The organism is Wolbachia endosymbiont (group B) of Hofmannophila pseudospretella (genome assembly GCF_964028515.1).
In the GTDB taxonomy this organism is placed as follows: domain Bacteria; phylum Pseudomonadota; class Alphaproteobacteria; order Rickettsiales; family Anaplasmataceae; genus Wolbachia.
Genome location: NZ_OZ034788.1, coordinates 25,629 through 37,615, shown reverse-complemented (window position 1 = coordinate 37,615; position 11,987 = coordinate 25,629). Strand labels below are relative to the sequence as shown.

10 protein-coding genes are annotated in these 11,987 nt (G+C 32.8%); 5 read left to right on the top strand and 5 right to left on the bottom strand.

Annotation, left to right across the window (positions count from 1 at the left end):
- Window positions 1-4 precede the first annotated feature (4 nt).
- The 5 genes from ABWU24_RS00140 (at window position 5) to ABWU24_RS00120 (ending at window position 5,829) form a co-directional block, all read left to right on the top strand.
- Complete coding sequence (locus ABWU24_RS00140; RefSeq protein WP_341815917.1) at window positions 5-1,138, top strand: hypothetical protein; 1,134 nt, start codon at window positions 5-7, stop codon at window positions 1,136-1,138.
- Window positions 1,139-1,213: 75 nt separating this feature from the next.
- Window positions 1,214-2,122, top strand: coding sequence for a helix-turn-helix domain-containing protein (locus ABWU24_RS00135; RefSeq protein WP_006280075.1), 909 nt, complete (start codon window positions 1,214-1,216; stop codon window positions 2,120-2,122).
- A 25-nt stretch (window positions 2,123-2,147) separates the two neighbouring features.
- Complete coding sequence (locus ABWU24_RS00130) at window positions 2,148-3,059, top strand: helix-turn-helix domain-containing protein (RefSeq protein ID WP_010962716.1); 912 nt, start codon at window positions 2,148-2,150, stop codon at window positions 3,057-3,059.
- A 483-nt stretch (window positions 3,060-3,542) separates the two neighbouring features.
- Window positions 3,543-4,457, top strand: coding sequence for a DMT family transporter (locus ABWU24_RS00125; RefSeq protein WP_006280073.1), 915 nt, complete (start codon window positions 3,543-3,545; stop codon window positions 4,455-4,457).
- A 64-nt stretch (window positions 4,458-4,521) separates the two neighbouring features.
- The gene (locus ABWU24_RS00120; RefSeq protein WP_006280072.1) at window positions 4,522-5,829 is read left to right on the top strand and encodes a UDP-glucose dehydrogenase family protein; all 1,308 of its coding nucleotides are present in this window, start codon (window positions 4,522-4,524) and stop codon (window positions 5,827-5,829) included.
- 17 nt (window positions 5,830-5,846) lie between these two features.
- Here the strand turns inward: ABWU24_RS00120 and ABWU24_RS00115 are convergent, their stop codons facing one another.
- The 5 genes from ABWU24_RS00115 to ABWU24_RS00095 all read right to left on the bottom strand — a co-directional run bounded on the left by ABWU24_RS00115 (window position 5,847) and on the right by ABWU24_RS00095 (window position 11,985).
- Entirely contained in the window at window positions 5,847-6,992 is a 1,146-nt protein-coding gene (locus tag ABWU24_RS00115) for an MFS transporter (protein ID WP_341815983.1), read from the bottom strand.
- Window positions 6,993-7,119: 127 nt separating this feature from the next.
- Entirely contained in the window at window positions 7,120-8,172 is a 1,053-nt protein-coding gene (locus ABWU24_RS00110) for a threonine aldolase family protein (RefSeq protein WP_341815984.1), read from the bottom strand.
- Complete coding sequence (locus ABWU24_RS00105) at window positions 8,169-9,218, bottom strand: threonine aldolase family protein (RefSeq protein WP_006280069.1); 1,050 nt, start codon at window positions 9,216-9,218, stop codon at window positions 8,169-8,171. The genes ABWU24_RS00110 and ABWU24_RS00105 overlap by 4 nt, the downstream gene beginning before the upstream one ends.
- A gap of 1 nt (window position 9,219) precedes the next feature.
- Window positions 9,220-10,995 (bottom strand): ABC transporter ATP-binding protein, encoded by a 1,776-nt coding sequence (locus tag ABWU24_RS00100; protein ID WP_006280068.1) that lies wholly within the window; start codon window positions 10,993-10,995, stop codon window positions 9,220-9,222.
- Entirely contained in the window at window positions 10,996-11,985 is a 990-nt protein-coding gene (locus ABWU24_RS00095) for a phytanoyl-CoA dioxygenase family protein (RefSeq protein ID WP_341815985.1), read from the bottom strand.
- Window positions 11,986-11,987: the final 2 nt, after the last annotated feature.

Here is an 11,987-nt window from a genome sequence, read left to right as displayed (position 1 = left end):
TTATATGACTAGTAAAGATCGGAATAAAAAGACTAATGTTAATCACAAGAAAATATTTGGTGCTCTTGAAGGCGTTGATATAAAGCAGTCTAAATTTGTGAGTAAAATTAATAACCAGAAGGAGATAAACCGGGAGGCCTCCCCTAGCAGAAACATTCGCGAAAACAAAATCAACTACGGGAAAAGCCTTGACTATGTTTATGGCACAAAACCTTTAAATGATCAAGCAGAAGATTTAAATCCATTTGCTTCAAATTTGCAAAAAATAAAACCAAGTGCAAGCGAAAGTGAAAAGTTGAGCTGGTTTAAGAGTGCTGTAGTAGAGACAAAAAACGTAAATGCATTGCATAAAGTTATAGAGCAAGTATTAGCCTCTGGAGCAAGAGTAAATGCATGTAATGATGGGGAGTGGAGCTTCGCAGAATACATGATATTGGGCACACACTTTCACAGATTAGAAAAAAGTGATCGAAAAAAGATAATGCGTAAGCTAATGCTAAGTGGTGCAGAGTTTCATGATACTCTACTACAGAATAAACTGATAGGTGAAATCTATAATGAGCTACAACCAGAAGTTCAGCCACAGATAGATGAGAGACTAGAAGAACTAGAGAAAGCTGGCGAAAGTGCTGTGCAAGAAGGAGAATTAATAGATGTTGAGATAGATAATACAACATCGTACATAGAGTTTTCTGGGAATAGCAAGGTAGAGGTAGCCAAAATACTGAGAGAGTTAGGGAGTAACATTTTAAAAATGGGTAATAATGCAGTTGAGATCAGAAGGGAGGAAGGAGGTGCAAGAAATTACGTTGATGTATCAGATGGTAGCTCCGTTGTGTTAGAATTGCCTACAAGCCTTGGTAAGCTAAATATTGTATTGTACCAGGACGTAAAAAACTGCAGTCAGGTACAAGTAAAAGTAGCGGATAAGGAAATGTGGGCTGAATTACAAAAAAGAGGAGAAGAAATTGGAAAAAATTGCCTTTTTGGGGGAGTGAAACTTAAGAAAGTGGTAGAAAGAGGTAATTTCACTAGGTGCGGCATATGGAGTGAAAAGCAGAAGGAAGTAAGTGAAAAATTGTTTTCATGGGCAGACAAAGTACGTGAAAATAGTAAAGAAACTTGTAGGGCACTTTAATTCATCAATTTAAAGGTTCCAGAGTCTGGCTATTATATCTGGAGCCTTTGAGCTATAGTATAAAATATTATATGTATGGTTCTTTTTGTGGAAAAAAGTCTAGATTATAAAGTGGGAGAAAAATTAAAAAGTTGGAGGTTAGAGAGAGGGTATACTCAGAAAGATTTAGCAGAGAAACTTGGTGTAAAGTACTGGGTAATACTTCAATATGAAAAAGGGAATCGTAGAATTTCAATTGAAAGGTTATATGCTATAACTGAGGCACTATCAATCAGTATTACGGATCTAATTCCTATATCAAAAAGCTGTCTTGAAGATGAGGGAGAAGAAATCTTAAATCTAGTAAGAGAATATAAAAAGATTAATGACCAGGAGTTACGTAAGATGTTTTGTTTACTAACCAATTTTGTCCAAGTTAGTGAAAAAAGTAGTAAAAAAGCAGAGAAAATAAAGATTGCAAAAGGTTTGGTTAAAGCAGGAGTTTCTGTTGATATTGTTGCAAAAACAATTGGCCTCTCTGCTGATGAATGCGTTGAAGAAAAAGGAGGTTCTATTTACTGCCAAATAGGAAAGAAGATAAAAGAATGGAGGCTAGTGAGAGAGTATACTCAAAAAGATTTAGTAGAAAAAATGAGTACAACACGTGACGAAATAAGCAACTATGAGCAAGGAAGGACTGCTGTTCCACTTGATAAATTATATGAAATGGCAGAAGCATTATCGATTAATATTACGGATCTACTAATAGAGGAAGGGAGTAAAGTGAAAAATGAGCTACCTGATTTGATTAAAGAATACAAAGAAATTGAGAGCCAAGAACTACGGCATGCACTAATAAAGTCTTTGTTTGAAGGGATACGGATTTGTGAGGAGAAAGTGAGAGAGATAGAAAGGATTAAAGTTGCAAAGGATTTAGTAAAAGGGGGAATTTCTATTGATATTATTTTGCAAATAATCGGTTTATCCGTTGATCAAATTGCATGAAAATTTATTTCTAAGTAAGGTATATATGTTTGTTTCTGTAAGCGATATTAGTTCTATAAGCTACAAAATAGGACAAAAAATAGAAGATAGCAGGTTAATGCGAGGGCATACTCAAGTAGAATTGGCAAGTGAAATAGGTTTAACATACCAAGAAGTAAACAGCTATGAAAATGGGTATATTCCTATTCCAATTGAAGTACTATATGTAATAGCAAGAGTATTGTCAGTTAATGCTATAGATTTATTACCCGAACCAGTAATAGTAAGGGAAGACAGCTATGAAGACGAGGAAATACTCTATCTAACGAAAATATATGAGAATCAAAAGTTAGGCAAAATAGTACCTTCATTAGTCAGGTTTGTTCATATTAGCGAAAAAATTAATCAAGAAGAGGCAAGGTTGGAAATAGCAAAAAATCTAGTGAAAGAAGGAGTTTCAGTTGACATAATTTCCCAGGCAACCGGCTTATCTATTTACGAGTATGATAATACAGAGAGAGAAATCTGCACTGATTCTATATATTACAGAATAGGGCAAAGAATAAGAGAATGGAGGTTAATAAGAAGGTATACTCAAAAAGATTTAGCGGATAAAGTTGGCGTAACACTCAAGGAAATACATGAATATGAAAGAGGTTATACTACCATACTATTTGATAAATTATATGAAATAGCAGGAGCATTATCAGTAAATATTAAAGTCTTGCTACCTGAAACGAGAGAAAGTAAAAAGCTATTGAGTTTAATAAACGAGTACAGAGAACCGGAATCATTAGATGCGTTAGTCAAATCTCTATCTGAAGATATGAAAAGCGGCAAGGAAAAAGTTAAAAAAGCAGAGAAAATCAGGGTTGCGAAAAATCTAGCAAAGGCAGGTGTTGCAATTGATATTATTGTGCGAGCAAGTGGCCTAACTGCTGATGAGTGTGAAAATTGAATTGTGTTAAAGACGGTACTGAGAAACATTATATTAAGATATAAGTAAAGATGGTTACGTATTTAATACATCTATTCTGAAAATTTGTTTAGCTGACTCAACTGAAGCATTTTCGTAAAGTTTTGCTGCTAATTTGCTTGTTTGATAACTTTCTTTAACGTCTTCACAGCTAACACTGAAAACACATATTGCTAATGCTAGCAGAGAAGCTAGTTGGTAAAATTGCCACAGCCGTCAGTACTCCCGATTACTTTTCCTGATAATGTGATAGTATTCGCAAGTATTATCATATATTACAAAAAAATCAGTTAGCATTTCTGTTTATTAAAATTATACAATAAAGCTGCACTTTATATAATACTTCTCAAATCATTTCTACTAAATATTTATGAATATGGTTAAACAGTAGATAGAGGAAAACTTGTCTAGTATTGATCTTTTTTATAGTAAAGTTATCTCATAAAATATTAAATTGGGAGTTTTATGGATCACAGATTAAGAGCTTATTTGCTTGGAGTTACCTGGTTTATACTCAGTTTACTTAGTAGTGTAGCTAATGATACTATATCAAAATATCTAAGTTTACATCTCCAAAGTTTTGAAGTAATCTTTTTCCGCTTTTTATTTAGCACTATTACCCTTGTACCTTTTATGCTTTACTATGGAAGAGAAGCTTTTAAAACAAGTCAAATATCTATTCAGATAACTAGAGGAGTATTGTTATTTGTTGGAATAACCTTGTGGACCTATGGGTTAGCTATTTTTCCCATAGTAACTGCAACAATTATAAGTTTTTCTATACCATTATTTGTTATACTTCTTGCAATCCCTTTACTAAATGAAAATATAATTTGGCAAAGATGGTCAGTAACTGTTATTGGCTTTGTTGGTATTGCTATTACTACCAAAGCTTATAGTGAAGACTTTAATCCTAAAATTCTTATTTTTATTGTATCTACATTAATCTTTGCTATATTAGACATACTTAATAAGAAACTCGCAATAAAAGAGTCCGTAATAAGTATGTTATTTTATTCAGCTCTAACAACAACTATTTTTTCCACTGTGCCTTTGCTGTTTTATTGGCATTTGCCTTCCTTGTTAGAATTAGTATTACTACTGATTTTGGGAATTAATTCAAATCTAATTCTGTTCTTCACATTAAAAGCTTTTACTCTTGCAGATGCTACTGCACTTGCACCATATAGATACATAGAGCTAATAATTTCTGCAATAGTAACATATGTTATGTTTAATGAGTTGCCTGATAAAAGTGCTTTGTATGGTATTTTAATATTAATACCATCGACTTTGTTTATAGTTTATTCAGAAAGTAAAGTAATTAAGAAAAATAATGTATGCAACGCTAGAGTAAAAATTTATGACTCTAATTGTTAATGATGTTCTTTTTAAATGTTTAAGCAGTTGAGCTACATTAGGATATTTTTAAGGTGATGACAAGATGTATATAACCATTATAGGAATAGGGTATGTAGGTTTAGTATCTTGTGCAATGTTATCAGAGCAGGGTCATAACGTTGATTGCATTGACATAAATACTAAGAAGATTGAGTTATTGAAATTAGGAAAAATTCCTATATATGAGCCTGGATTAGCAGACTATTTAGAGAATAATATAAAGTTACAAAGGATAAGATTCTTCGATTCGTATTCTCAAATAAATCCCAACACAGAAGTAGTGTTTGTAACTGTAGATACTCCATCAGACTCCCTAGGAAATGCAAATTTACAGAATGTATATAATGCAGTAAGTGAAGTTTCTGAGAGAGTTAATCAAGATTGCTTAATAGTGATAAAGTCAACTGTTCCTCCTGGTACTGCAGAAAATATATATAATTATTTATCTAATAAGGGCTATAACTTTGATTTGGGGGTTAATCCAGAGTTTCTCAAGCAAGGCTCTGCAGTATCAGATTTTTTATACCCAGATAGGATAATAATAGGAGTAAAAACTAAGCTAGCTAGAGCAAAACTAGAAGTTATATATAGATCATTTATAGATAAGAATATTCCGTTAATAGTCACTGATACAGTTACTGCTGAAATGATTAAATATGCTTCTAATGCTTTTCTAGCAACAAAGGTTGCTTTTATCAATGAGATGGCAGGTTTATGTGAGCTATTAGGAGCAGACATTGACCTTTTAGCTAACAGTATGGGAATGGACCATAGAATAGGTAAGGAATTTCTCAAAGCTGGTCCAGGATTTGGAGGATCATGTTTTCCTAAAGATTTGTCAGCTTTAATAAGGCTTGCTGAAGATCACAATGTCAAGCTACAAATTTTAAATTCAGTTAAGGAATCTAACTATAATCATATAACAAACATTGCTAAAAAGGTAGAATATGTATTAAATGGAGTCCAAAATAAAAAAATAGCAATATGGGGGCTAACTTTTAAGTCTGGTACTGATGATGTAAGAAATAGCCCAGCTATAGATATTGCACAATTGTTAGTGAATAACAAGGCTAAAATTACTGCATATGACCCAATGGGGATGGATAATGCTAGGCAAGTTCTAAAGGATATAGAATACGCGGACAATGCTATAGGGGCTGCAAGGGACGCGGAAGCCTTGTTATTGTTAACGGAGTGGAAAGAATTTAAAAATCAAGATTTTGCAAGTTTAAAGAGTATTATGGCTGCACCTAATGTTTTTGATTTCCGTAATTTATTAGATAGCGAGCTATTACTAAGATATGGTTACCATGTTTATTCCTTGGGTAAAAAATCTATCTACAAAGTTTAACTGTTGAGAAATTTTTTTTACACCGCTTTACTTAGTTTTTTTAGATCTTTGCTTGATAGTATGGAAAAGCAAACGAGTGCAACAACAGAGCAAATGGAAAAAAATGAAAACATAATACTGTTACCACAGTGCTTAACAAGTACTCCTAAGAGCACGCATGAAAATATTGAACTTGCAATATACCCAAATAATCCTGTTAAGCTTACAATTGCACATACATTATTTTGTGGAGCAATTTCTACAGCTATAACACCTGTCAGTACTTGCACTCCAAATATAAAGAATCCTGATAAGATTGCACCAAGGTTCATAAGAATTATGTTTTGACCAAAGTTCATTGCAATAAAAGTGAGTGCTATACCCAACATATAAAGTGATGCCAGCAAGCTTCTATTTTGAAAGAAGTACATATCACTAATTCTTCCTGTTATTAAAGTTCCAAGGATTCCACCTAAATCATATACGCCTGTTATTAGTGAGGATTGTACAAGAGAAATTTGTAATTTATTCTTTAAAATTATAGGAAACCAAAAGAAGATTCCCATTTTTATAATATAAGCACAAAAAGTAGCACAACATAGAAACCATATGGAACTTGTTACCTTGATACCTATTTGAGATTTCTGCACCTTATAATAGGTAGTAAAGTTGGCACTTTCTTTGTAATATGCCTTTAATATTATATAAATTCCAAAAAGTAAGCATAAGAAACCAGAGTACAAAAATGCACTTTTTGCATTATATATTTTAATTATACTTGGTAATACAATTAAAGTAATACAAGAACCAAGTTGCTGAGATGCGCTCATAACTCCCCATGATGATGCAATTGAAAAGATGCTAGAGTTTGTAACCATAAACTTGGTAATAGCTGGCCAACCTAACCCTTGTGTCCAAGCTAATAATATTAATGTTAACAGTAATAAAGTTAGATTATTATATGATAAAGTTATACCAATGGTTAATAATCCAGTTGCAATATTGCATAGCCCAAACATAAATAATGGATTATTTTTGGAGTCCATGATTATTCCATTAACAAATTTTGATACTCCATAAAAAAAAGAAAAGCAGGCAAAAAAATAGCTTAATTTTACATGGTCAGTATCTATTAACAGTGGTAGAGCAATTGGTATACTTTGTCTTGATAAATAAAGCAGCATATATCCACAGAAGAATAGTAAATATTGAAAGAAGACAAAGTTCACACCTATTCCCAAATAGCTCTATGCAGATGCTAGCATAATACTATATTGGTATAATATTGTTTGACAAGAAGTTTGCAAACAATTAGTGCAGAAAATTACTTAGTATCTTTCTTATAGCAGATACAGTAGTATTAATATCTTCATAGCTTATATCTCTATGTGTTATAGCTCTGATTTTACCTTTGATGTTAGCCATTCTAATTCCATAATTTGTCATTAGTACGTTTATTAATTCTTGAGTAGATATACAATTAGTACGTAATGAAAAATACGCTATATTAGTTTTATACAGGTCGATATCAATTATAACTTGATCTATGGAGTCTAGGCCTTCTATAAGGTGCTGCATTTTTTTATGATCTTCTTCTAAAGAATTTACATTATTACGTAGAGCATATAAACATGCAGCTGAAATAATGCCAGCTTGGTGCATACCTCCGCCAATTTGAAACTTATAGTACCAAGCTTTTTCAATAAAATCTTCACTTCCAAGCAATATTGCACCCATTGGAGCACCTAATCCTTTACTAAAATCAATGAATACCGAATCAAAATAACTTGCATACTCCTTTGGAGATATTTTAGTATGAGCACAAGCGTTGAACAGTCTTGCTCCATCTAAATGAGTGAATACGTCATTCTCTTTGCAGAGACTTGAGATCTCTTGAATATATTCTAAAGGCCACACAGCTCCACCACCAAAATTTGTCGTTTGTTCGATAGAAACAAGCCCAACTCTCGGAATATTTCTTAAACTAGGACGAGTAATAAACTCAACAATTTGTTCTCCAGTAAATATTCCTCTTGTACCTTTGATGGGCAAAGGAGTAGCATGTACCTGGGCTGCGATCAAGCCAGATTGTACTATGAGTGGATGTGAAGTTTCATCAAGCAGCAAGTAATCACCAGGTCTTTGAATGTGTACTTTATAAGCAATTACATTGGACATCGTTCCTGAAATCAAAAAGATTCCTGCAGGTTTACCTAATATTTTACATGCGGTTGCCACTAATTCGTTCACAGTTGGATCTTCACATGCAGCTTCGTTTCCAACTTTTGCTTTAGCCATCGCTTCCCTCATTTTAGCTGAAGGGTCAGTGTTTGAATCGCTAAAGAAATCTATTTTTACTCTCATATTAAATTTAACACAACCTCCTTTATAATTTCAGCAGCTTTCATGATGTCTGTTTCCTTTGTGCCAAGATGGGTAACTGCTCTTATATGAGACTCGAGCCAAGGAAAAAGCAATAAACCATAAGCTTGGCACTTACTCAAGAAAACCTCATTAGTTACATTTAGTGCTTTTATACTAAAGCTTACTATATTAGTTTCTGGATAAGGTAGTACCAGTTTTATGTGTGGAATTTCCTTAATCTTGTCTGCAAACAGTTTGGCGAGTTTATTGTCTTCTTTAAGCCTAGAAATATTGTTCTGTAGTACATACTTTGCTGCATTAGCACAATACCCTATCTGATGATAACCACTACCTAGCCAAACCTGTAGCTTTTTAGCCCTTTCAATTATCTCTCTTTTACCCATAAGCATTGAACCAAAAGGAGCTCCAAGTCCTTTGGTAAAAGAAAAGCTCATTGTATCCACATATTTAGCATAATCTGCTAAAGCAATATTTGTTTCGACATGAGCATTAAATATTCTTGCACCGTCTAAATGAAGATTTACATTGTGAGCTTTTAAAAAGTGATATAACTCGACTTGTTTTTCAAAAGGATAAATTTTACCATTAAACCCGTTTATACTATTTTCTATAGAAACAAGACTCACCTGAGCAAAAATTTTGTACCTTGGCTTAGAATTAATAGCATATTCTACTTCAGCAACATCTAAGATTCCGCTATTATTTCTAATACAATTAAATACGATATTATTTACTTTTGCATTGCCTGCGCTATCGAAAAAATTAACGTGATAATTATAATGAGTTATTAGTTCATCACCAGGACTTGTTTGACTGGCAATGGCTAATCTATTTGCAAGCATACCGCTGGTTGCAAATAATGCTTCTTCTACTTTGAATAATTGTTTGCAATATTCTGATAAGTCATTACAGCTTTTGTCTTCACCATAAGCAAAATCTCCAACAGTTGCATTACTTATTGCATGTATAACGTTGGAGCTCTGCAGAGTTGTAGTGTCACTTCTCAGATCAATAATTTTTTCCATCTTATTTTTTGCCATTCAAACAACCAATTTGAGCATTCCAAAGTTCCTTGTAAAGACCTTGCTTAGAAACTAATTCAGCGTGTTTACCATCTTGGACAATTTTTCCTTTGTTAAATACTAGAATTCGGTCCATATGTAAAAGTGTAGAAATACGGTGTGCTATAGTAATGGTGGTTTTATTTTCCATCAACTTAAATAAACTCATTTGAATTGTTTTCTCTGTTATAGAATCTAACTGACTAGTTGGCTCATCGAAAAATAATATCGGAGCGTTTTTTAGAAATGCTCTCGCTATGATTATTCTTTGTCTTTCCCCTCCAGATAGCTTTATGCCTTTTTCTCCGACTACAGTTTCATATTGATCGGGTAGAGTCATAATGAAATCGTGAATACCAGCCAGCTTTGCAGCTCTTATTATTTCTTCGATAGTAGATTGAAGTTTACCATATATAATATTTGCTAAAATAGTATCATGAAACAACAATGGTTCTTGAGGTATTACAGATATTTGTTGCCTCAAAGAACTCTGTGTAACTTCCGATACTACTTGATTATCAATCTGTATATTACCTTTTTTAACATCAAATAGCCTTATGATTAAGTTTATAAAAGTAGATTTACCACCTCCAGAATAACCAACTAGACCTACCTTTTCGCAAGGATTAATGGTAACTGAAAAATCTTGAAATAATGACTTCTGACCCTCATAAGAAAAAGAAACATTATTAAACGTTATTCTTCCACTTAATAAATTTAATTTTTTAGCATTTTCCTTATCTTGAATTTCTGGTACGGTAGTCAAGATTGGCAATGCATCTGAAACTTTGCCGAAATGAGTAGAAAATTGGGTAAGATTCCTAGTTAGATGGTTAAGAAACTCTATAATCGATATATTAATTCCAAGTACAAGAGCAATATCTCCTATTGCAATCTTGTTCAATTGATAATCATGAATTAAAAAATACAAGTTTACTGCTTGGAGTATATCAAATGAATAGCCATATATAAACCAAAGCCAAAAGTATGCCCATTGTAATTTTCTTTCTGCAATAGTTTTTTTCTTGCATACTTGAAAAAATTTATGCCTCTCATGCGCTTGCCGAGAAAATAACCTTACTGATATAACATTTAAAATACTGTCGGCTATACCCGCTATTACTTGTGAACTTTGTTTAGAATGATCATCGGCTAATCCGGTAAGCACCCGAAAACTGAAAACCGAAATCAAAATAAAAATGTTCACCCAAATGAATGTAGCTATTGCAAACTTTATATTTACTAGTGATAAAGTATAAATAGCCAAGATTAATGCTATACTATAACTAAAGAAACAGTCTATAAGCAGTCTTATTAGCTCTATCACACTATCCATTAAGTTACTGACCTTATATACTAAACTTCCGGATAGGTTGTTTTGATAATAGGAATGGTCTTGCTGAAGCAGCCTGTAAAAAGACATATCAGCTATTTTTTGACGCATTGAGGTAAACATTCGAATGTCAACAAAATAGCCATAGAATCTAAAAGCAGTAGTAATAAGTAATGCCATACAAACATAAGCGCTTACAGGTAATAAAAGATTTTCAATTACATTACCTTCTTGATATTTTACAGCTGTATCTAAGATATTTTTTACTAAATACTTTCTAAAAGATAAATCAACAGCCACTACTAGGGCAACCAGGAACATTACAAGCACATTAAGCTTAAACTTGGATAAGATATTCAAAATGAACACCAATATATACTTGAAACTACCAACTCTACTTTTGTTCATTTATAATGCTAGCTCCACCACATTGACTTTTTTATTGAGAAATACAAGCAGTGAAAACCATAAATTTTTGTATATTTTTCCTGAAATGTCTCCAGCATCATGTAGTGCTGGCGCTTGATTCAGAATAAGTAGCTTATATAAATCTCGCTTAGCTTCAGCAGTGTTGACCTCAGAAATATTTGTAGTTGTGTCTGTAATAAAGGCTAACCAGCTCTTAATAAGTTCTTCCATATTTTTTGTTTTTATACTTTCCTGGCGACGAAATAATGATAAGTATTCTCTCAGTATAAATTCTGTTAATGCACCACAGTTTAATATACCAAAAACTGAAGGCTGAGGTTTTGGCACACAAGGAAGACTTTTATCTTTTACAACCCATCTCGTAACATAAGCAAACCTATCTTTAGCATCTATATTCTTATCACTACCATGCCATAACCGTGAATCAAAAACTATCGCATCTCCTGCTGAAATAGGTAGTGACTTAATTTTATAATTTTCCCGGTTATCCGAGTATTGATCCAAAAAGTATGGATGCCAAAAATCAACTAGAGGCTGTATTTTCCAGTTGTGACTATCTTCTATAACTTGTAGTGCACCTGAAGTTTTATTGACATTATTCAAAGCTAGCCAAACAGAAAAATGATAAGGGTCATTAAAGCTATAAGAGATGTCCTGATGGAAGGGAACTGCATCTATTAAATCAGCAGTTTTACATATAACATTTGATTTTTTCTGCAGTATCTGGCATTGAAGTGACTTTTCAAGATAATTTTTAATAATTTTATCTAATACTTGAGATACAATTCTAGTTACCTGAGATGATGTACCCCATCTTCCAGTGCAGTTTAAATAGTCAGAAGTTGAAACACCTAATTCTTGAGATAACTTTGATATCTTGCTTATTATATCATTTAAAGACTGAGTTATTAACTCTAAAGGAACTAGATTTTTGATAATAAAAAAACCATTTTTTTGCAATGCTTTCATAT